The 20430-nt window shown below is 39.8% G+C and carries 23 protein-coding genes and 1 other annotated feature; of the genes, 8 read left to right on the forward strand and 15 right to left on the reverse strand.

The window, feature by feature from the left end; genetic code table 11:
• Positions 1-11: 11 nt before the first annotated feature.
• Together yqeH and HBHAL_RS12675 are read right to left on the reverse strand one after the other, a co-directional pair.
• Complete coding sequence (gene yqeH, locus HBHAL_RS12670; protein WP_014643829.1) at positions 12-1112, reverse strand: ribosome biogenesis GTPase YqeH; 1101 nt, start codon at positions 1110-1112, stop codon at positions 12-14.
• Positions 1112-1636 carry a YqeG family HAD IIIA-type phosphatase gene (locus HBHAL_RS12675; protein ID WP_014643830.1) on the reverse strand — a complete coding sequence of 175 codons (525 nt, stop codon included), beginning with the start codon at positions 1634-1636 and terminating at the stop codon, positions 1112-1114. The genes yqeH and HBHAL_RS12675 overlap by 1 nt, the downstream gene beginning before the upstream one ends.
• A gap of 325 nt (positions 1637-1961) precedes the next feature.
• Here HBHAL_RS12675 and sda point away from each other — a divergent pair, with 325 nt between their 5' ends.
• The 8 genes from sda to sigK all read left to right on the forward strand — a co-directional run bounded on the left by sda (position 1962) and on the right by sigK (position 8573).
• Positions 1962-2123 (forward strand): sporulation histidine kinase inhibitor Sda, encoded by a 162-nt coding sequence (gene sda / locus HBHAL_RS20915; RefSeq protein WP_014643831.1) that lies wholly within the window; start codon positions 1962-1964, stop codon positions 2121-2123.
• 269 nt (positions 2124-2392) lie between these two features.
• The gene (locus HBHAL_RS12680; RefSeq protein ID WP_014643832.1) at positions 2393-4732 is read left to right on the forward strand and encodes a Na+/H+ antiporter subunit A; all 2340 of its coding nucleotides are present in this window, start codon (positions 2393-2395) and stop codon (positions 4730-4732) included.
• Positions 4733-4735: 3 nt separating this feature from the next.
• On the forward strand, positions 4736-5074 hold the full coding sequence (locus HBHAL_RS12685) for a Na(+)/H(+) antiporter subunit C (RefSeq protein WP_014643833.1): 339 nt from the start codon (positions 4736-4738) through the stop codon (positions 5072-5074).
• Complete coding sequence (locus HBHAL_RS12690; protein WP_014643834.1) at positions 5067-6551, forward strand: Na+/H+ antiporter subunit D; 1485 nt, start codon at positions 5067-5069, stop codon at positions 6549-6551. The genes HBHAL_RS12685 and HBHAL_RS12690 overlap by 8 nt, the downstream gene beginning before the upstream one ends.
• A gap of 6 nt (positions 6552-6557) precedes the next feature.
• Positions 6558-7034 carry a Na+/H+ antiporter subunit E gene (locus HBHAL_RS12695; RefSeq protein WP_014643835.1) on the forward strand — a complete coding sequence of 159 codons (477 nt, stop codon included), beginning with the start codon at positions 6558-6560 and terminating at the stop codon, positions 7032-7034.
• On the forward strand, positions 7034-7345 hold the full coding sequence (locus HBHAL_RS12700) for a Na(+)/H(+) antiporter subunit F1 (protein WP_014643836.1): 312 nt from the start codon (positions 7034-7036) through the stop codon (positions 7343-7345). The genes HBHAL_RS12695 and HBHAL_RS12700 overlap by 1 nt, the downstream gene beginning before the upstream one ends.
• A complete protein-coding gene (gene mnhG, locus HBHAL_RS12705) occupies positions 7326-7700 on the forward strand; it encodes a monovalent cation/H(+) antiporter subunit G (protein WP_041601367.1) in 375 nt (124 codons plus the stop codon). Before HBHAL_RS12700 ends, mnhG begins: the two co-directional genes overlap by 20 nt.
• 159 nt (positions 7701-7859) lie before the next feature.
• The gene (sigK, locus tag HBHAL_RS12710) at positions 7860-8573 is read left to right on the forward strand and encodes an RNA polymerase sporulation sigma factor SigK (RefSeq protein ID WP_014643838.1); all 714 of its coding nucleotides are present in this window, start codon (positions 7860-7862) and stop codon (positions 8571-8573) included.
• A 42-nt stretch (positions 8574-8615) separates the two neighbouring features.
• Here the strand turns inward: sigK and HBHAL_RS12715 are convergent, their stop codons facing one another.
• The 13 genes from HBHAL_RS12715 to HBHAL_RS12780 form a co-directional block, all read right to left on the reverse strand.
• Entirely contained in the window at positions 8616-8843 is a 228-nt protein-coding gene (locus tag HBHAL_RS12715; protein WP_014643839.1) for a YrhC family protein, read from the reverse strand.
• Positions 8844-8911: 68 nt separating this feature from the next.
• A complete protein-coding gene (gene mtnN / locus HBHAL_RS12720; protein ID WP_014643840.1) occupies positions 8912-9604 on the reverse strand; it encodes a 5'-methylthioadenosine/S-adenosylhomocysteine nucleosidase in 693 nt (230 codons plus the stop codon).
• 19 nt (positions 9605-9623) lie between these two features.
• Positions 9624-10388, reverse strand: a complete 765-nt coding sequence (locus HBHAL_RS12725) for a YrrS family protein (RefSeq protein ID WP_014643841.1) — start codon at positions 10386-10388, stop codon at positions 9624-9626.
• Positions 10389-10904: 516 nt separating this feature from the next.
• Positions 10905-11381: a transcription elongation factor GreA gene (greA, locus tag HBHAL_RS12730; RefSeq protein ID WP_014643842.1), complete on the reverse strand. Its 477-nt coding sequence runs from the start codon at positions 11379-11381 to the stop codon at positions 10905-10907.
• 172 nt (positions 11382-11553) lie between these two features.
• On the reverse strand, positions 11554-12195 hold the full coding sequence (gene udk / locus HBHAL_RS12735; RefSeq protein WP_014643843.1) for a uridine kinase: 642 nt from the start codon (positions 12193-12195) through the stop codon (positions 11554-11556).
• Between the two features lie 55 nt (positions 12196-12250).
• Positions 12251-12880 carry an O-methyltransferase gene (locus tag HBHAL_RS12740; protein ID WP_014643844.1) on the reverse strand — a complete coding sequence of 210 codons (630 nt, stop codon included), beginning with the start codon at positions 12878-12880 and terminating at the stop codon, positions 12251-12253.
• 105 nt (positions 12881-12985) lie between these two features.
• Positions 12986-14125, reverse strand: a complete 1140-nt coding sequence (gene mltG, locus HBHAL_RS12745; protein ID WP_014643845.1) for an endolytic transglycosylase MltG — start codon at positions 14123-14125, stop codon at positions 12986-12988.
• 141 nt (positions 14126-14266) lie between these two features.
• Positions 14267-14551, reverse strand: a complete 285-nt coding sequence (locus HBHAL_RS12750) for a DUF1292 domain-containing protein (RefSeq protein WP_014643846.1) — start codon at positions 14549-14551, stop codon at positions 14267-14269.
• 15 nt (positions 14552-14566) lie between these two features.
• Positions 14567-14983, reverse strand: a complete 417-nt coding sequence (gene ruvX, locus HBHAL_RS12755) for a Holliday junction resolvase RuvX (RefSeq protein WP_014643847.1) — start codon at positions 14981-14983, stop codon at positions 14567-14569.
• A complete protein-coding gene (locus HBHAL_RS12760; RefSeq protein ID WP_014643848.1) occupies positions 14980-15252 on the reverse strand; it encodes an IreB family regulatory phosphoprotein in 273 nt (90 codons plus the stop codon). Before HBHAL_RS12760 ends, ruvX begins: the two co-directional genes overlap by 4 nt.
• 63 nt (positions 15253-15315) lie before the next feature.
• The gene (gene alaS, locus HBHAL_RS12765; protein ID WP_014643849.1) at positions 15316-17952 is read right to left on the reverse strand and encodes an alanine--tRNA ligase; all 2637 of its coding nucleotides are present in this window, start codon (positions 17950-17952) and stop codon (positions 15316-15318) included.
• Positions 17953-18049: 97 nt separating this feature from the next.
• Positions 18050-18263, reverse strand: a binding site (T-box leader).
• Between the two features lie 41 nt (positions 18264-18304).
• Positions 18305-19372, reverse strand: coding sequence for an AI-2E family transporter (locus HBHAL_RS12770; protein WP_014643850.1), 1068 nt, complete (start codon positions 19370-19372; stop codon positions 18305-18307).
• Between the two features lie 239 nt (positions 19373-19611).
• Complete coding sequence (locus HBHAL_RS12780) at positions 19612-20427, reverse strand: sugar phosphate isomerase/epimerase family protein (RefSeq protein WP_014643851.1); 816 nt, start codon at positions 20425-20427, stop codon at positions 19612-19614.
• Positions 20428-20430: the final 3 nt, after the last annotated feature.

A 20430-nucleotide genomic window follows, 5' to 3' on the forward strand; every position in this document is an offset into this window, starting at 1 on the left:
TAGTTCCCCTCCTATATTAACGATTCACGTAAAGACACTTTAACGCCTTCAGGGACGTGGACGGTTACATTTATATGTCCTTCCGGAACTGTAATCCAGCCCAGACCGGAAAACACAATGTCTGTTTTATCTTCTTTAATTCTGAACGTTTGTTTTTTAAGCGGCGGTAGTTTTTCCATCGTACGGCTGTCTGGGGGAACTAGTAGTTCTCCTAGATGATTCTGATATAGATCATCAGCTTTCTCTAATTTCGTTCGGTGAATGTTGATCTCATTTGAAAAATAACATACAAACGAGGTACGAGAGCCACTTTCAAAATCCAGCCTGGCAAGTCCACCAAAATATAACGTTTGAGCTTCATTCAGCTGATAAATTTTCGGCTTTACTTCTCTTCTGGGAGTAATAACTTTTAAATCTTGTTCTGATACATAATGAGCCATTTGATGGCGCTGAATAACTCCTGGAGTATCAAATAGAGAACTATTTTCATCTAATGGAATATCTATAAAACCAAGAGTGGTACCCGGGAAGTAAGATGTAGTAATCGCATCCTTCTCTCCCGAAGTATTTGAAATTAACGTATTAATAAAAGTGGATTTCCCAACGTTTGTTGTTCCTACTACGTAAACGTCTCCACCTTTTCGGTAGTGATCCATAGCCTTTGAAAGTTCTGTGATTCCTTGATTTTTTTCAGCGGAGATGAGAAATACATCTTCCACAATCAGCCCTTGCTCCTTTGCTGAGCGTTTCAGCCAGTGCTTAACCTTTTCATGGTTTACAGACTTAGGAAGGACATCCATTTTATTTCCTACAAGGATGACAGGATTATTACCTGTCAAACGTTTTAAGCCTGAAATAAAACTTCCATTGAAATCAAAAATATCTACCAGTTGGATAATTAACCCTTTAGTATCACTAATCTGATGAAGCATCTCTAAAAAATCATCAGCATTATAAGGAACATCCTGCACCTCATTATAATGCTTCAATCGAAAGCAGCGTTTACAAATTACATCTTCCCGTTCTAAAGCTGAAGGCGGGGCGTACCCAGGCTGCTCTGGATGCGTTGTCTGAATCTCCGCTCCGCATCCCTGACAAAATATTTCGCTCATTAACGATCACTCCTGTCCCAAGTAATTTTCCCTTTTCTTCTCATCCAATTTAGTATTCGCCGCTCGATTTGTCGATTAAATTTCGTCAGCAGGCCATCTGTTTCTACGATCGGAACAACGAGGATAGTATGGTAACCAGCCATATTCCCGCCCAGTACGTCCGTAAGCAGTTGATCTCCGACTACTACAACTTCACCTTTTCTAAGCTTCATTTGCTTCCTTGCTTTTTTAAATGCCTTAGCTAAAGGTTTTCTGGCACTGTAAATAAATGTTGCATCTAACGGCTGAGAGAATAACTTAACTCGTGCTTCTTTATTATTAGAGACAATCGTAACCTGGATCCCATGATCATTCATTTTTTGAAACCAGTCCTTGATGTCTTCTGTTGCATCTTCCACATTCCAAGCAACCAGGGTATTATCAAGGTCAGTAATAACCCCTTTGATTCCTTTATTTTTCAGTTCACTAGGGTCTACATCAAATATGCTAGGTACGTGCTCGTTTGGTAAAAACTTATTTAACATTTCTTTCACTCCATCTCATAAACACAGGCAAAATCTCCTTATACATCATATACAAAAATGCTTCATGTTTCAAAAACGAATTTAAATGCTTGTACTAGAACGTAAATCGTTCGACAATTCCCGACAGTTCTGCCCTGTGGATAAGTTTATACACATTTTCCACACTCGACTTCCTATGGCATCTCTAATTCGTTCATTAAAAATGAGAAAGTTATCTACATTTACTTGTAGATAACTGCCATATTGTAGGGAATTTAAGCTCATGGTAAGGTTAGAATACATTACTCGAAACGTTCATTTTGAACAATCAGGAGGTGGCTGTCACATGAGTGACAGAGGTATAAAACAATTATCTGATTCCCTGTTAATACAATCTTACCACAAAGCAATTGAACTGAATCTCTCGGAAGACTTCATTCTTCAAATGAGAGAAGAACTCATAGCCAGATCGATCAATATGGATAATTTAGCTATCCAGGTCGGTTAATATTTCACAATTTCCATTCTATAGAATTTTTCTTCCCCTGAAAAACTCGCTGACCATAAATCAGCGAGTTTTTTTATAAAAAAATTATCTCTTCAATTTGAAGTGTCTCTTCTTATTTAATAGGGAATACTAAAAGGTGCATCAAATACGCGCTCGTTAGGATGCTACAGTTGAATAATGCCCCTGCTTTTGATTACAATTGAAATCAACAGTACCATTAAGAAAGATTTTTGTTACTAAAGAAATTTTGTTGAGGGAGGAACAGCCAGATGTTGCTGGTAGTATTATTGCCTTTTATCTTTGCGATTGCTATTCCATTTTTAAGTAAATGGAAAGATAAATTTCATCCGGGGATTTTCGTCACCGTCATTCCCGCAATCATTTTCATTTATTTTGTACGTTTTATTGGGACGGGGTTTGAACCATTAACAAGAGAGTACTCTTGGATACCTTCATTAGATATAAATGTAGTATTTTATCTAGATGGTCTTAGTTTATTGTTTGTGTTGTTAATAAGCGGGATTGGTGCCCTAGTTGCCTTTTACTCGATTTACTATCTACATAAATCAGAGCAACTGGGACATTTTTATGTGTACTTTTTAATATTTATGGGTTCTATGCTTGGAGTAGTCCTTTCCGATAATGTGTTCGTTCTATACAGTTTTTGGGAGTTTACTTCATTGTCGTCCTTTTTACTGATTGGATTCTGGAACTTTAAGCAAGAATCCCGGTACGGTGCTTTAAAGTCGATGCTCATTACTGTATTTGGCGGGCTAAGTTTGCTTGGCGGGCTTATTTTTATGAGTGTACTGACTAAAACCACAAGTATTCAAGGGATGATTGACCAGCAAGAGCTTATCTTGAATAGTGAATTCTTCCCGTTAATTTTGGGACTTATTCTGCTAGGAGCATTTACAAAATCAGCTCAGTTTCCATTTCACATCTGGTTACCAGATGCAATGGAAGCACCAACTCCAGTAAGTGCTTATCTACACTCTGCAACTATGGTCAAAGCAGGTATCTATTTAGTTGCACGTTACTCGCCTCTGCTGTCTGCGAGTGAATGGTTTTTCATTATTGTCTCAACGGTAGGAATTGTAACCCTTTGCTGGGGCTCTTATATGGCCGTCAGACAAACTGATTTGAAAGCTATTCTTGCATTTTCTACCATTAGTCAGCTGGGTATGATCATGGCGATGCTTGGTTTTGGTACGGAAATAGCCGTATTTGCAGCCGTCTTCCATATCTTAAACCATGCTACCTTTAAAGGAAGCTTGTTCATGGTAGCTGGAATAGTCGATCATGAGGCTGGTACCCGTGACATTCGAAAATTAGGCGGTTTAATGACGTTTCTACCTATTACGGCCACACTTGCTTTGCTAGCTTCGTTTTCTATGGCTGGCGTACCTTTACCGTTCCTGAACGGCTTTTACAGTAAGGAACTCTTCTTTGATGCTTCCCTGCATCTGGAAGCTTCATCTGCAGGTATCACTGGTGTTCTGCAAGCAGCTCTTCCGTACTTAGCCGTCTTTGGAAGTATTTTCACATTTGTATATTCCATGTATTTCTTTTTCAGCACGTTCAGGGGAAAATCCAATTTGGATCAATTGCCTAAGAAACCTCACGAAGCTCCCTGGGGTATGCTGGTTTCACCTTTTATCTTAGTCGCTGCGGTGATCGTCATTGGACTGTTTCCTAACCTGTTCAACCAATCTTTTATTGAACATGCGGCAAGCTCTGTAAGAGGGATGGAAATTCATGAACATCCTATTAAGTTCTGGCATGGCATTAAAGCTCCACTTATTATGTCACTAGCTGTTGTTTTTCTAGGTACCGCATTGGTACTTTCGCGTAAAGTCTGGCAGCCTGTTTATAACTTCTTGCCCGGCCGCATGAGTTTCAATAAGGCTTACGATGGAATGGTCGACCGCCTTGAGTCGTATTCATCCATAGTTACTAAAGGGTATATGAATGGCTCTCTAAGTCGTTATGTACGTCTGGTACTTGCCGCCATTCTTGTCGTAACTTTTGCTTTTATGGCGATTACTGGTGGATTTACGGTTGATACAAGCAATTTAGCAGAGATTACTTTGCCTGAAATATTTGTGGCTGTACTTATGATATGTGCAGCCGTAGGGACGATTATTACAAATAACCGCATAGCTGCGATTCTCATATTAGGAGTGGTAGGTTACGGTCTATCTATGTTATTTGTATTATACAGAGCTCCTGATTTAGCCTTAACTCAATTAATTATAGAAACTGTTACGGTAGCCTTGTTCTTACTTGCTTTCTACCACCTTCCAAAAATGAGGAAGAAAAAGGAATCAGCAAGTACACGAACGTTGAATCTGATCATTTCTATTGGCTTTGGAGCGTTAATGACCATGGTCGCTATTTCGGCCCATAGTTCTAAATACTTTGAATCAATCGCAAGTTATTTCCTTGAAAAGTCCCATACCCTGGGCGGGGGCGATAATGTAGTAAACGTAATCCTTGTAGACTTTCGTGGATTAGATACATTGTTTGAAATCGTCGTTCTTGGAATTGCTGCTATGGCGATTTACGGTCTGGTTCGTTTAAGAGGTAAGGAAGAGGAGGAGGAATAATAAATGGAAATTATCATGGCGATACTCGCGGGTATTTTATTTACCACAGGTATTTATAACCTCCTTCAAAAGCAATTGTTACGGATTGTCATTGGTACGGGGCTTATCTCCCATGGTGCTCACTTGTTTATCTTAACGATGGGCGAATTAAAGACGGGAGCTCCTCCAATTCTTTCTGAGGGAGTGGAAAAATATACAGACCCCCTTCCTCAAGCCTTAATTTTAACGTCTATTGTTATCAGTTTTGGTGTAACAAGCTTACTGCTCGTGCTGGCTTACAGAACTTCTAAAATTAATGGCACGGATAATATGGAACAAATGAGAGGTACGGATTATGAGTAATTTAACAGCATTGCCCATTATATTACCGCTAATCGCTGGAATTATAATGGCATTCATTCACAAAAAAACTACTATAGTAAGAAAACTTTCTCAAGTCTTCACTGTGGTCAACTTGCTAGTGGTTGGAGGGGTTTTCCTTTACGTCCTGCAGAACGGAACAATCATTCTGGAAACAGGGGACTGGGCCGCTCCTTATGGCATCATTCTGGTTGGTGATCTACTTTCCATGACACTGGTTTTGACCTCTAACCTTGTAGCAACTGCTTGTGTATTCTATGCTCCAAAGTCACTTTCTAAGGAGCAGGAAGCCTTTTACTTTTACAGCTTCTTCTTTATGCTGATTGCCGGTGTAAGCGGTGCGTTCCTGACAGGTGACTTATTCAACCTGTTCGTGTTCTTTGAGGTACTGTTAATGGCATCATACGGCTTGATCGTTTTAGGAAATGGCAAAGCTCAACTTAGAGAATCCATTAAATATGTTTTAATTAACCTATTTTCTTCGATGCTCTTTGTCACGACTATTGCCTTTTTATATTCAGTAGTAGGAACGGTGAATATGGCACAGGTTGCTGAACGAGTGCAAGAGGTGGAGCAACAAGGTATTCTTACGACTATCGCCATCATGTTCTTTTTCGTATTTGCAACAAAAGCAGCTGTTTTTCCATTGTATTATTGGCTTCCAAGACCTTACATTTCACCTAATCCCGTCGTATCAGCGTTATTTGGTGCTTTGTTAACTAAGGTGGGAATTTATTCGATCTTGAGGATTTTCACCCTAATCTTCAACCAGGACGTGCAGCTAACGCACACTCTTTTCATTTACCTGGCAGCACTAACCATGATTTTTGGAGTGGTTGGAGCTTTATCTACAAACAATATCAAACTAGTCGTGGCTTACAATATCATTCCGGCTGTTGGCTTTATGCTAATGGGTATAGGAATCTTTACCGAAGTATCCATTAGCGGCACCATCTACTATCTGGTCCATGATATGATTATCAAAGGTGCCCTCTTCCTGCTGGTGGGAGCTGTAGCTTATGTAGCGGGAACTTCCGATTTAAGAAAAATGGGAGGACTCATTCACCATTATCCGGTTCTAGGTTGGTTGTTCTTTATTGCTTCCCTGGTACTGGCTGGTATTCCTCCGTTCAGCGGTTTTATCGGTAAACTACTTCTGCTTAAAGGCGGACTGGCAGAGGAAGAAATCTTGATTGTCATAGTCGGGCTTTTAACGAGCCTTCTTATTCTATTCTCTATGATTCGTATATTCATTCGCGGATTCTGGGGAGAGAAAACTAAAATTCCACTGCCTGAAAGAGAGCATAAAGGCAAAATGATGGCCTGGCCGATAGGATTGCTTTTAACCTTTTCCATATTACTTGGGGTAGGTGCTGAGTGGTTCTATCCATCCATTGAATCCATTTCCAACTACTTAATGGATCCGCAACTCTACATTGATTCTGTATTAAAGGAGTAGTAGCTGATGCCTTTTCAAATCGTCTTAAACATTATTATTGCGATCATGTGGATGTTTCTCAGTGAAAGCTATCAATTTTCCACCTTCCTTGTTGGGTATATCCTCGGGATCGGTCTCTTATTTATTCTCAGGAGATTCATTCCGGACTCGTTCTATATGCACCGGGTATGGAAGTTTGTTAAATTAATGCTTTTATTCATAAGAGAGCTTGTCCTTTCAAACATCGATATCGTAAAAGTTGTCTACAAACCAAAACTGGATATAGAACCAGGAATATTCGCCCTTCCTATAGACTTAAAAAGTAATTTTGAAATAACTTTATTGGCCAATTTAATTACATTGACACCTGGTACTCTATCCATAGCTGTCAGTGACGACCACACCAAAATTTATGTACACGCTATGGACCTCCCAGACGTCGAAAAGTCCATTAACGAAATTAAGGAAACCTTTGAAAAAGCTATTATGGAGGTGACTCGCTAATGGACAACATTTTAGATGTTACCCAGCAACTGATCGAGTATTCAGCAACCATCGCGGTCTTGGGCGTTTCTATTTCCGTTATGATTTTATTATACCGTGCTATTAAAGGTCCCACCAATCCAGATCGGGCAGTGGCCCTTGATATCATAGGCATCAACTTAATGGCTTTGGCTGGGATCATCGCGGTCTTACTAGTAACCACTAAATTTAATGATGTTATTCTACTGATCGGTATTTTACTATTTATCGGAACGGTTGCCTTAGCGAAATTCTTAGAAAAGGGTGTTATTATTGAGCGGGACATGGATTAATTTAATTTTTGACATCCTCATATGCTTTTTCTTACTCTCGGGTACCTTTTTTATCATTTCAGGTTCAATCGGAATTCTACGCTTACCTGATGTTTATACGAGACTCCATGCTGCCACTAAGAGTTCTACCCTGGGCGTCTCCGGAATAATGATAGGAGCCTTTTTATTTCTATTCATCGAGCATGACATTGTGAGCGGAAAGCTTCTCTTAGGAATCCTATTTGTGCTCCTCACAGCTCCTGTATCAGGACATGTAATATCAAGAGCAGCTCATCGAAGTGGTGTTCCTTTATGGAAAGATAGTGTCAAAGATGATTATGATGAAGTCTTACAGGCTGAACAAGAAGATAAATAACCCCCCATAATAAACGAGGGTTCTGTTCCTACAGGACCCTTGTTTTTTTTATGGGAAAACAAGGTCAGGCCTTTTTGTTGCTGTACAAGCACATCCTGCCTTTTTCACACATAGATATGTTGTAGGCAATTGCCTAAATATCGAGGAGGTGCGCGTCGTATGAGCAGCATTATCGCTTCCATCCTTTACTTTTTTAAAGAATCTTTATTCTTTATGTCTTATGTCAAGAATCAGGCCTTCCCAAACCCCCTTTCCTCTGAAGAAGAAGCTAAGCAGCTTAAATTAATGCAAGAAGGAAGTCACGAGGCGAGAAATATACTTATCGAACATAATTTGAGGCTGGTAGCCCATATTGTGAAAAAGTTTGAGAATACAAAAGAAGACTTTGAAGACTTAATATCCATTGGAACGATCGGTCTAATTAAGGGGATTGAAAGTTATTCTACGGGTAAAGGTACAAAACTAGCCACCTATGCAGCACGATGTATTGAAAATGAAATATTAATGCACCTAAGATCCACTAAAAAAATGAATAAAGATGTCTCCCTTCAAGATCCAATTGGTCATGATAAAGAAGGAAATGAACTAAACCTATTGGATATATTACAAGCAGACGTTAAAGATATAGTGGAAGAAATTCAGCTTCACATGGAACTTGAGAAAATAAAAGACTTTATTACTATACTAGATGAACGCGAGAAAGAGGTCATCATCTTTCGGTATGGACTGAATCAAACCGAAGAAAAGACACAAAGAGAAATAGCGAAGGAACTGGGAATTTCCAGAAGTTATGTATCACGGATTGAAAAAAGAGCATTGATGAAGATCTTCCACGAATTCTACAAGCAAAGCAAGCAAGGAAAGAAGGCGTAAAAGAAGCCACTGAACAATTAATGGTCAGTGGCTTTAGTAAAGCTATTCACTTGTTAAAATATGCTGCAGCTTTTTAATTTTTTTAATTAATAGGAAAGCGTAAATCAATCCGGCCCCGATAACCGGGTATAGAAAATAGTGAATTGTAGTGTGATATTCGAAAATACTAATTAAGGTGCCTATATATAAATAACTGATTAATATTAATAGAGTCATAATAAAGCGTTTGTAATCTGAGATTTTCTTTTCCATCCATTCCTTTGACTTCATGGATAGATCACCTCCTGCACGGCTATTATTGTAACATATTGACCCTGCAGTGGAGATGGTAATATTATCTATTCATAATGAGTAACCATAGCCATTATCATAGCTGCCGCATTTTCGGCAGCTTTTGGTAAGAATTGTTCGAAAGAAACGGAGGATTCCTTGCCTGCTATATCTGACAAGGCACGGATTACAACAAATGGCGTCCCGTATCTGTAGCAAACCTGCCCAATTGCTGCGGCCTCCATTTCTGCAGCCACCATCTGCGGAAACTTATTGCGTACGAACTGGACTTTACTTTCTTCTTGCATGAAAGTATCTCCCGTAGCAATCAGTCCCTTTGCCGAGACCGCATCTGTTTGCTCCACCGCTTCCAACGCTTGTTTTACAAGCTTTTCATCCGCCTGGTAGCGAGCAGGCATATCCGGAACTTGTCCATACTCATAAGAGAAGGCCGTGACGTCCACATCATGATAAGTAACCGCTTCAGATATCACAATATCCCCTACTTCTAAATGCTCAGCAAAACCTCCTGCCGAGCCCGTATTAATCACAGCTTCAACATCGTAACGCTCGTGCAGAATGCTAGTTGCAACTGCTGCATTCACTTTTCCTATTCCTGATTTTAAGAGGACCACTTCTTTTCCACGGAGAATACCATGAATAAAAAGACTTCCCGCAACTACTTCTCTGTTTGTGTTCTGCATCTCTGTTTGAAGCTTTTCGATTTCTTCATCCATTGCTCCGATAATACCAATTGCCATTTTTCTCTCTCCCTTTTCCTTAGCGATTCACTTCTTTTTCTTCCAACACTTCTAATTTAACAGGCTTATATCCTTCTCCATCTACCCATTGAATAAATACACGGTAATGCTCGGTCTTTTCTTTGTTCGAAACCGTTGCTTCAGCTTTTTGGGGACTACCTCCATTCCCAATCCACCAGGTGATCATATTATCTTTTGAAAGACCTGTAGCCTTACTGACAGCCTTAATAAGTTCGTTCCAATCCTGTGAGTTTTTATCGTAAGAAATAGTATGATTCCCGCTTGTACTCATTTCTGTAGGAACAGGCTGCCAATCTTTCTTAACAATTTTCGCTACATTTTCTTTATCACTTTCTTCAATCACTACATCGTTTTCCTCTTCAGAAGCATCCTTGTCCTGTTCCTCATCAGAAGATTCATCTTCAGAACTCTCTTCATTACTAGGATTGTCTTCATCATCAGAATTTGAACTGCTTTTCGTATCAGATCCATTTGATTCATCCTGCTCTGAATCTTGTTTATTTGTCTGATCATTTGTCGAACCATTATTGTTTTTATCCTCTTCTGAGTTCTCTTCCTGATCCGATTCACTATTTAAAACTGCTTTTTCCTCATCAGAACCTTTGGCATTACTTGGTTGATCATCTCCCCCAAAAGCCATCATAGCTATGAAAACAATCAATAATGCACTGCCAGTACCTACTAACCAATTCATAAGGATAGTACTCTTTCGTTTCTTTTCAAAACGATGAGCCCTAGATCCTTCGGTATGTTTATCAGCCATTAAAGTCTCCTCCTTTGAATTCGTTGTTAATTATACAACAATAGGTCGCGGTGACCAACACTTTCATCTTTTTTTCCATTTCCCGGGGAATGTCTTAGATTACAGGCTTTGCTAAATCTCAATGATAATCTTACCGAAAAGCTCCCGTGTGTTGAAGACTCAGTTTCGAGATAAATGGGTCCGTTACTCTATGCGGAAGAGGGCTGGTGGGGAAATAACTCGTCTTGTTTCATCACCCAGACACTCGAAACATAAGCCGCTCATCAACGGATGGAAAAACCGCAATCCTTTTGATGGTCGGCTTATGCTGGTCGTGTCTTTCGGGGCGATGCAGCTGGCCGAATCGTCCCCCGCAGGACCTTCTCTGCAAACCAATATCTCGAAACTGAGTCTTACACAATCCGGCCCTATTGCGTTATAAGCCTCTTTAAAAATCAACAATAATCAACAGGCGTATTATTAAAAAAACCTATAATAAAAAAAGACAGGGAAGCCCCTGCCTTTTATTTATAAATACTATTCTACAGTTACGATTTTAACATCAATATCTCCACCTGGAGTAGCTACAGAGACTTTGTCCCCTACTACATGTCCAATGAGACTTTGAGCCATAGGTGAATCATTAGAGATTTTCCCTTCAAATGGGTCAGCTTCCGCACTTCCTACAATTGTATAAGTCTCTTCTTCTCCATCGGGAAGTTCTTGAAAGGTAACAGATTTACCTAAGCTTACTGTATCCGTATTGTCATTATCATTTTCAATAATAACGGCATTTCTAATCATATTTTCGACTTGAGTAATGCGGGCTTCCACAAATGCTTGTTCATCTTTAGCCGCATCATACTCAGAGTTCTCAGAAAGATCTCCAAAGCCGCGTGCAATTTTAATGCGCTCTACTACTTCTTTACGACGCTCTGTTTTTAAGTGATGCAGTTCGTCTTCGAGCTTTTGTTTTCCTTCTTCTGTCATGTAAAAGTTTTTTTCTTCTGCCATCTTCTTTGAACACTCCTTTAATCCATCAAAAAATTGATGTTCCCCCATATATGAAATGAGCGATACCAGCGTATGCTCATTAATGAATTACTATACTTTACACGAGGACTCTTTATTCTAGAACTACTATTGAAAACTATGCCAGATTTCTGGAAGGTTTTCAACTATTTTCTCAATTGAAATGATCCTGTGTTTCATTAAGGACCGTTTGAATTTTTGTAGCCATTAAGTCTATAGCTACGTGGTTTTGGCCACCTTCTGGAATAATAAGATCTGCATATCGCTTGGTAGGTTCCACGAATTGCAGGTGCATTGGACGGACCACATTAATATATTGCTCAATGACAGAATCCAGTGTGCGTCCCCGTTCATTAATATCTCTCATCATTCTGCGAATGATCCTCACATCGGCATCCGTATCTACGAAAACCTTTATATCCATTAAATCGCGTAAGCGCTCATCTTCCAACACAAGAATACCTTCAACAATAATAACCTCTTTAGGCTCCACATGTATCGTTTCCTCAGACCGAGTATGAATCTTATAATCATAGGTAGGTTTCTCTACGGATTTCTGATCAATTAATTGTTTAAGGTGTTCAATCAGCAGATCATTATCAAAAGCAAGAGGGTGATCATAGTTCGTCTGAAGTCTTTCTTCATACGGAAGGTGACTCTGATCCTTATAATAATAATCTTGCTCCACCATTAGAATTGTTTTATCAGCAAATCGCTGGATGATGGACCGGGTGACACTTGTTTTCCCTGACCCTGTACCTCCGGCTACTCCAATAACTACAGGTTTATCTTTCATGTTTCTGGTTTCTCCTTTCATCCCAAACATAATCTCTGAACATTACACGGTTCAGTTATTTTTTTATTGTAATAGCTACACCATCGCCAATTGGTACAATTGTCGTATGATAATCGGGGTTTTGAACAAGCCAATTATTGAAATTACGTATTTTTCGAGCGATTTTGGCCATACGTTTGTCTGCATGTGAATCGTCCGCAACATACCCCTTAAATAGAACATTATCCGAGACAATTACTGCACCTTCAGATAATAACGGTTCGTATAGATGAAAGAATTCTTCATACTTACCTTTAGCAGCATCAATAAAGAGGAAGTCAAAAGAACCTTCCTTCCGAACTTCTTCCTTCAGCTCAAGAGCATCCCCAAACAGGAGGTGAACTCTGTCTTCAGCTCCTTGCTTATTAATAAAATGCTGGGCATCTCTATAACGATTCTCGTCTCTTTCTATTGATACAACTTTACTTTCAGGTGAAGCCTCCAACATACGAAGGGCCGAATATCCTATTGCTGTTCCAATTTCCAAAATGCGTTCAGGTCTATGCATACGAATCAGCTGCATTAGAAAATGTATACCTGCTGGCTCCATAATCGGTATATTTTTTTCCTCAGCGTATGCCTCCATGTGCGCGAATGGTCCAGTGGAAGACGGCAGCAATGATTGCAGATATGCGTCTTGCTCCATGATGTTAACATCCCTTCATATTTAGTTTACATCCATTTTACAACCCCACTATTTTAACATACAAAAATGGAGGAATGCGAGTAATCTCGCATTCCTCTTCCATAATCAATTGTTGTTAATATATTTATTTTTCTTTTCATTGTGCTTCTCCAACGTTTTTGAATAATAAATATTTCCTTCGTCATCTGCAAGGAAGTATAAGAAGTCTGTATCTGCAGGCTCCACAACAGCTTTTAAAGCATTTTCATTAAAATTGGAGATTGGCCCTGGGGTCAATCCCTCTTCTTCGTACGTATTGTAAGGAGAATCGACTTCAAGATCCTCATATAAGACTCTATCCTTATGCTCTCCCAGAGCATATAATACAGTAGGGTCTGTTTGTAATGGCATTTCCTCTTCTAAACGATTATAAAATACACTAGCGATTTTCTTTCGATTCTCAGAGGTTCTAGCTTCATTCTCTAATAACGAGGCCATTGTCATTAAGTCATGTACAGTCATGTCCTCATCAAGTAAATCCAGTTGGTTCAGTTGTTCTTTGTAAGGCAGTACGACCTCTTTCGTCTGATCTAACATTTTATGAACAATCTGATCTATTGTAGGATCTTCTACATAAATTGGATAAGTAGAAGCAAATAAGTATCCCTCGAGAGGATATTTAATCTCTTCATTTAATACCTCTTCTGTTAAAAGCTCAGGGTACTGTTCCATAAGTTCTTTTACATATTCTTTATCGTTCACTTTTGTTAAAAATTCGTCTTTAGTAAATGGAAGTTTATTTGCTAAAGTACCCGCAATTTGATCGAGCGTCCGCCCTTCAGGAATGGTTACCTTAAATGCCGGCTCTTTAATTAATTTACCTGACTGCAGTGAATCAATAATCTCATTCAGTTTCATAGACGAAGTAAGCTGATATTCCCCAGCTTGGAATCCTGATTCATTATTAAATTTTGTATAAAACCTAAAAATTAAATCATTTTTAATAATTCCATTCTTTTCTAGGATCCCTGCGATTTGAGACGTGGATGATCCTAATGGTATCTCCACACTTTTTTGGCTTTCATCGCTCGGATCCACAGGTTCCAGGGCGGATTTAATATAAAAATAACCACTCAAACCCCCGATTAGTAGAAGAAGTACAAATATTGTAAGAATGGAAGCTACAATTTTTCGCACTGTGCTTGCTTCCTCTGTACGTTTTTTTAGTCGAGCTTTATAACTTTTTTTAAAATTTCTTTCGGACAACAGACTTCCTCCTTCCATCCGGTACATTATACTACAAAATGCGAGAGCCTTTCCACACCAGTGGTATAATTTCTATGGTCCAGAAGCTTCACATAAGAAAAAGCCTGCTGTTCGCAGGCTTTTTCTTTCTTTACTTTTTATTTAGGTTAAATCTTCATCTGTTAAAGTATTCAGCATTTCTTCAACCATTTCCCATTCCTCATCTGATTCGATCTGGTAGAGAGCAAGATCATCTTCTTCGTTTCCTTTTTCTTCATATCGAAACGCAAAAACTTCTACCTCGTCTCCCTCTTTCTGTTCAGCAGGAATGACGGCAATGTAGGACTGTTCCGTCTGCTCTACATCGAATGTGAACAATACTTCAAATAAATGTTCCTCTCCATTTTCATCTGGAATTACAATACGTTCTTCTTTTTCTAGTGCCATGATAAAACGTCCTCCTTATTGTTTGGAATCTAGATAACTTTGCAGAATGATAACAGCGGCCATTTTATCAATGACTTTCTTACGCTTCTTTCGACTAACGTCTGCATCCAGCAATACCCGTTCTGCTGCCATTGTCGTTAAACGCTCATCCCAAAGATGGGATGGTATTTTATATTCTTTTTTTATCCACGCGGCGAAACGCTGGCTGGCTTCTCCTCTAGGTCCTACTGTCCCGTTCATGTTCTTAGGGAAGCCTACCACAGCTTCAGTGATTTCATGCTCTTCAATGATCTTTTGAAGCGGTCCGCGAACCGTATTAAAGTCCGTTTCATCCCAATGAATAGTGGTCAGGCCTTGAGCTGTCCAGCCCAAGGCATCGGAAATAGCCACTCCTACCGTTTTTTCGCCTACGTCTAGACCTATTTTTTTCATTCATTGCCCTCTTTATTCTCTCTAATATAAAACTTAACTAACTCTTCGATTAGTTCATCACGTTCAATTTTGCGAATCAAGTTTCTGGCATCCTGGTGACGCGGGATGTACGCTGGATCTCCGGAGAGTAAATAACCGACTATCTGGTTGATAGGGTTGTAGCCCTTTTCTTGAAGAGCACTGTGTACAGAAAGCAGTACAGAGCGCACATCCTGGTCAAACGGTTCCTCTGAGAAGTTAAATCTCATTGTTTTATCCATTGAGCTCATTCATGTCACCTCGCACTTGTTAGTCTTTACTCCATTATATACCTAAGTTTACTTAATGGAAAACTAAGAACCTTGATTTGCATACTCTTTTGCAAATTCTAAGGCCTCAGGAATCTTAGAAGCATCCTTGCCTCCAGCCTGAGCCATGTCTGGACGGCCTCCGCCGCCCCCACCGCATCTGGAAGCTGCTTCTTTAATTAAATGTCCTGCATGGTAACCTTCTTCTACTAAGTCTTTTGATACTCCTGCAATTAGCTGAACTTTATTTCCATTTGGTGCAGCAAGCAGTATAATACCAGATTCAATTTTTTGTTTTAAATCATCAATCATGGAACGCAAAGCATTCATATCCTTCACATCCACTTGTTTTGCCAGCACCTTGACGCCGTTAATCTCTTCAACTTCGTCAAGAATCGATGAAGCTTCCATATTAGAGATTTTAGCACTTAGGGATTCATTTTCCCTCTGCAGATCCTTTATCTCTTTATGAAGGACATCAATTCGTTCAGGTACCTGCTCCGGCTTTGTCTTTAAGCGTTCACCAGCTTGCTTTAACAACGATTCCTTACCATTCATATAAAGGTAAGCATCTTTAGCTGTCACAGCTTCCATACGTCTGGTTCCAGCCCCAATACCTGTCTCTGATACAATTTTGAATAAACCAATTTCAGCAGTATTTATAACATGGCACCCTCCGCAGAGTTCCAGGCTGTAATCACCTACTTGCACCACACGAACAGTGTCTCCGTATTTCTCTCCAAATAATGCCATAGCACCTTTTTCTTTTGCTTCCTCGATAGAACTATATTCTACTCTTACAGGAATAGACTGCCATACTTTTTCGTTTACGATAGATTCAATCTTCTCTATCTCCTCATTGGAAACAGAGCCAAAATGCGAGAAATCAAACCGTAGACGATCCGGAGCTACAAGAGAACCCGCCTGATTTACATGATCGCCTAATACGTCTTTCAATGCTTGATGGAGCAAATGGGTAGCTGTGTGATTCTTAACTATAAAGGAGCGGGATTTTTCATCTATTTCTGCATGAACCCTGTCTCCTTTATGAAGCGTACCTTTTTGGATCACGGCTTCATGCATATGCTGACCATTTGGTGCTTTTTGAACATTTGTTACTTCCAATAGGACGTTATCATTTTCTATACGGCCTTTATCAGCAATCTGACCGCCGCTTTCTGCGTAGAAAGGTGTTTTATCCAAAAATACGTAGACTGTATCGCCTTCTTCTGCTTGTTCACTAAACTCTTTACCTTTAATCATTTCGACAATTTCTGCTTCCGTACGAAGTTGATCATAACCGGTGAATTCACTGGCTACACGAACGTCCCCAAGTACACCTTCTTGAATCTGCATGGAACCAGTTTTCTGACGAGCGTTCCTGGCACGCTCACGCTGCTTCTCCATTTCAAGCATAAACCCATCTTCATCAATGGTAAAACCAGCGTCAGCTACATATTCTTCCGTGAGCTCCTTAGGAAAACCATACGTATCGTAGAGACGAAATACTTCTGTCCCAGGGAATACATTACTCCCTTTTTCTGATTCCTGCTTCATAATTGTCGATAAGATGGCAAGTCCATCATTTAATGTTTCGTGGAAACGTTCCTCTTCAGTTTTAATTACGTTTTGAATAAAGGACTGCTTCTCTTTTACTTCAGGATAGAAGTTGACCATAATTTCAGCTACTTCCGGTACTAATTTGTACATGAAAGGCTGATCTATACCAATTTGTTTAGCAAACCTTACAGCCCGGCGCAGCAAACGGCGCAGAACGTATCCTCTTCCCTCATTGGACGGCAGAGCTCCGTCACTGACCGCAAAAGATACCGTACGCATATGATCAGCTATAACTTTAAAGGAAGAATCTCCTTCCTCACTTTCTCCATACTTTCTTCCCGAAATAGACTCTGTAGCTTCAATTAAAGGTTTGAATAAATCTGTTTCGAAATTGGTAGGGGTATCTTGAATAACGCAGACAATTCTCTCAAGGCCCATGCCTGTATCAATGTTTTTCTTAGGTAAGGGTGTGTAAGTATCATCAGGATTATGGTTGAACTGGGAGAATACTAAATTCCAGATTTCTAAATAGCGTTCATTCTCTCCACCCGGGTAAAGTTCAGGATCTTGAGGATCGTTCCCGTATTTTTCACCGCGATCGTAAAAGATTTCAGTATTTGGACCACTCGGGCCTTCACCAATATCCCAGAAGTTTTCCTCAATACGGATAATTCGCTCTTCATCTATCCCGACAATGTCGCGCCATATCGTATAGGCTTCATCATCTTCTGGATGAACGGTAACAGATAACCTGCTTTCGTCAAATCCAATCCAATCTTCACTGGTCAGGAATTCCCAACCCCACTTCATCGCTTCCTCTTTAAAATAATCCCCAATAGAAAAGTTACCCAACATTTCAAAAAAAGTATGGTGGCGGGCTGTAAACCCTACATTTTCTATATCGTTGGTCCGAATGGATTTTTGCACGTTCACAATCCTAGGATTCTCAGGAATAACCCGCCCGTCAAAGTATTTTTTCAGCGTAGCCACTCCACTGTTTATCCAAAGGAGTGTAGGATCCTCATGAGGAACAAGAGAAGCACTTGGTTCCACACTGTGATTTTTTTCTTTAAAAAAGTCCAGAAACATTTGGCGGACTTCAGCAGATGTCCATGATTTCATGTCGTTACCTCCTTATTAATAAATACAACAAGCTTCATGCTCTTTTATAAACACTCTATTTTATCTGTACGAACAAAAAACTCCCGTCCCTGCCATCGGCAGGGACGGGAGTTTAAATCCGCGGTACCACCCTGATTATAGACATTAAACTGTCTATCACCTCAGACGCCAATAACGAGGCGCGACTCCGGCGGGGATTAACCGCACTCAGGAATAGCTTTCAGCAACCCTGTCCATAGCATACTTCTCAGCCTGGAGTATGCCTCTCTAATTATGGGTAATTGCTTACTTATTTCCTTCACTGTTTTTCGTTCGTATAGTGTCGATATGCGCTATTATAGATAACTGTTCCCTATCTGTCAATATGAATGCGTCCTTTATGAACTTCACTAACAATTACTTTTAGACATGTAAGAACAGGTACAGCTAAAATTAATCCAGGAATTCCTGCAAGTTCACCACCTGCAAGCAAAGCAAAGATAATGACCAATGGGTGGATGTGAATACTTCTCCCCATAATATATGGGGAGAGCAAATTGCCTTCAAGTACTTGAATCACAAGGACCACCAGCAGACTAAAAATAAGCATTTTCACTGAAATAGTAGCAGCTACAACTAAGACCGGTACAGCCCCAAGCAAAGGACCAAAATACGGTATAATATTCGTTATTCCTGCTATAATTCCAAGAATAAGAGGATACGGGAGGTCCACCAGCCAAAATCCGAACGAGGCAAGGGCGCCTACAAAAAGACTGATTAGAAGCTGCCCGCGAATATATCCTCCCAAAGAATGACTAAGTTCCCTGGTCAGTCTCCGGGCTTCATCATGCCAGGACACAGGTAATAAAGTCACCAAAGAGCTGCCGATCATCTTGTAGTCCTTTAAAAAATAGAATGTCATTACGGGAATGACAGCAAATAAAAAGACCATATCAAAAATACCGCTTAAACCTGTAAGCAAGTTCATTAATTTAGTGCTAATCCATTCTTCGAAATCTGAAAAACTGCCATCCAATTTTTTGTGAATACCATCTGGAAACCTTTCAGTTTGAGCGTATAACTGCTTTGTCCATACTTGATAAGATTCCGTTAAAGCAGGAATCTGCTCACTCAACAGTCTTACCTGTGTTAACAGACGGGGATAGCCTTTATAGATTCCTAAACTTACTAAAGAAAAAAAAGCGAGGAATATAAACAAGATAGCAAGAGATCTTGAGATCCCCGTCTCTTCCAGCAGATTCACAAGAGGATGCAGCAATAAGGAAAGAACAAGAGCCAAGATAAAGGGCAGAAGGATTCTTCCAATCATGATCATAATATGATCATAATAGGGAAACAGCCAGGCTAGTAGTAATAGACTGAGAAGTATAATGAAGAAGATGACGAACCGACGTACCCACTTGGCTGTTTGATCACTCATCCTTGCTTAAGATCTTGTTGATAGAATATGTCATTAAGAGAGCTTAGACTGCCATCTTCTTCAATTTGGTTTATGTTCATTTTACCGTTTTCAATAGCTAACTCCAGACAACAATTCCAACAATAATATTGCTCGTTCCCTATTTTTCCAAGGTTTTTGCTCTTACAATTCGGACATTTCATGGGGAGACATACTCCTTTTTTACAAAACAGTATGTCCGTCCGAAATAATTTCATACATTATTCTATAAGATTATGAAGCCACTCCATTCCTTCCGCCACATATGCCTCAGTTGGCCTGGAGTGAGGAGTATGCTCCAAGATAAAATATTTCCCTTTTTTTTCAGCCAGTATTTCAATCATTGGCTTCATATCAAAGTGACCATCTATTGTATTTAGTTCTGGATGAATCGGTACCCAGTAGTATTTATCATCTAAAAAACTTACATTATGTACGTGGACAACAGTTGTGTACGGAAGCAAAGGAACGATGTACTCTTTCCATTTATCACCCGCTGCCATTCGATAATCTCCCATGTCAATACAGATAGATAATTGATAGGTGTCCCACACCTCTTCAGGGAATTGCTGAAGGTAGTGAATCCCTGCAGGAGAGCGGTTATGACCAAGTTTAGGTTCGCAGACAATAGAGAGTTTGTATTTTTTCTGCAGCTCAGAGAGGTAACAAAGTCCTTCTTCAATCATAGGCTGAGGGTTTGAACTAACAGGCCCTTTAACGTATGGAAAGTGAACTAGAATGTATTCCGCCCCGACTCTTGCTGCCAAAGCGACTTCTTTTTCAAAATTTATTCGAGCCTCCAGAGGATCCACATATACATGTTCAATTAGATCGTACTTGCTGTTCCCTCTAATAAGGGGCGAATGAATTCCAAAAGAGACTTGATTCCGTCTCGCCATTTTAAGAAAGCGATAAAAAGAAGCTTCATCTGGAAATTCTCCGATTTCAATATGGTCAATTCCTGATTTAAATAACTGATCAAACTGACCAGGGTCACTTAAAATAGTACTGCCGGACATCCCCAGTGTGGATTCCATAGT

The organism is Halobacillus halophilus DSM 2266, assembly GCF_000284515.1.
Taxonomy (GTDB): domain Bacteria; phylum Bacillota; class Bacilli; order Bacillales; family Halobacillaceae; genus Halobacillus; species Halobacillus halophilus.

What these genes read in the sequence shown, in the direction of transcription:
- HBHAL_RS12675 (WP_014643830.1), bottom strand. Translation starts at nt 1,636, where the DNA reads ATGTTAAATAAGTTTTTACCAAACGAGCACGTACCTAGCATATTTGAT.
- greA (WP_014643842.1), bottom strand. Translation starts at nt 11,381, where the DNA reads ATGGCAGAAGAAAAAAACTTTTACATGACAGAAGAAGGAAAACAAAAG.
- HBHAL_RS12725 (WP_014643841.1), bottom strand. Translation starts at nt 10,388, where the DNA reads ATGGCTGATAAACATACCGAAGGATCTAGGGCTCATCGTTTTGAAAAG.
- HBHAL_RS12740 (WP_014643844.1), bottom strand. Translation starts at nt 12,880, where the DNA reads ATGGAGCAAGACGCATATCTGCAATCATTGCTGCCGTCTTCCACTGGA.
- HBHAL_RS12715 (WP_014643839.1), bottom strand. Translation starts at nt 8,843, where the DNA reads ATGAAGTCAAAGGAATGGATGGAAAAGAAAATCTCAGATTACAAACGC.
- sigK (WP_014643838.1), top strand. Translation starts at nt 7,860, where the DNA reads ATGAGCAGCATTATCGCTTCCATCCTTTACTTTTTTAAAGAATCTTTA.
- HBHAL_RS12750 (WP_014643846.1), bottom strand. Translation starts at nt 14,551, where the DNA reads ATGGCACTAGAAAAAGAAGAACGTATTGTAATTCCAGATGAAAATGGA.
- sda (WP_014643831.1), top strand. Translation starts at nt 1,962, where the DNA reads ATGAGTGACAGAGGTATAAAACAATTATCTGATTCCCTGTTAATACAA.
- alaS (WP_014643849.1), bottom strand. Translation starts at nt 17,952, where the DNA reads ATGAAATCATGGACATCTGCTGAAGTCCGCCAAATGTTTCTGGACTTT.
- HBHAL_RS12685 (WP_014643833.1), top strand. Translation starts at nt 4,736, where the DNA reads ATGGAAATTATCATGGCGATACTCGCGGGTATTTTATTTACCACAGGT.
- yqeH (WP_014643829.1), bottom strand. Translation starts at nt 1,112, where the DNA reads ATGAGCGAAATATTTTGTCAGGGATGCGGAGCGGAGATTCAGACAACG.
- HBHAL_RS12760 (WP_014643848.1), bottom strand. Translation starts at nt 15,252, where the DNA reads ATGAGCTCAATGGATAAAACAATGAGATTTAACTTCTCAGAGGAACCG.
- mtnN (WP_014643840.1), bottom strand. Translation starts at nt 9,604, where the DNA reads ATGGCAATTGGTATTATCGGAGCAATGGATGAAGAAATCGAAAAGCTT.
- HBHAL_RS12695 (WP_014643835.1), top strand. Translation starts at nt 6,558, where the DNA reads ATGCCTTTTCAAATCGTCTTAAACATTATTATTGCGATCATGTGGATG.
- HBHAL_RS12700 (WP_014643836.1), top strand. Translation starts at nt 7,034, where the DNA reads ATGGACAACATTTTAGATGTTACCCAGCAACTGATCGAGTATTCAGCA.
- HBHAL_RS12780 (WP_014643851.1), bottom strand. Translation starts at nt 20,427, where the DNA reads ATGGAATCCACACTGGGGATGTCCGGCAGTACTATTTTAAGTGACCCT.
- HBHAL_RS12770 (WP_014643850.1), bottom strand. Translation starts at nt 19,372, where the DNA reads ATGAGTGATCAAACAGCCAAGTGGGTACGTCGGTTCGTCATCTTCTTC.
- HBHAL_RS12680 (WP_014643832.1), top strand. Translation starts at nt 2,393, where the DNA reads ATGTTGCTGGTAGTATTATTGCCTTTTATCTTTGCGATTGCTATTCCA.
- udk (WP_014643843.1), bottom strand. Translation starts at nt 12,195, where the DNA reads ATGAAAGATAAACCTGTAGTTATTGGAGTAGCCGGAGGTACAGGGTCA.
- HBHAL_RS12690 (WP_014643834.1), top strand. Translation starts at nt 5,067, where the DNA reads ATGAGTAATTTAACAGCATTGCCCATTATATTACCGCTAATCGCTGGA.
- ruvX (WP_014643847.1), bottom strand. Translation starts at nt 14,983, where the DNA reads ATGAAAAAAATAGGTCTAGACGTAGGCGAAAAAACGGTAGGAGTGGCT.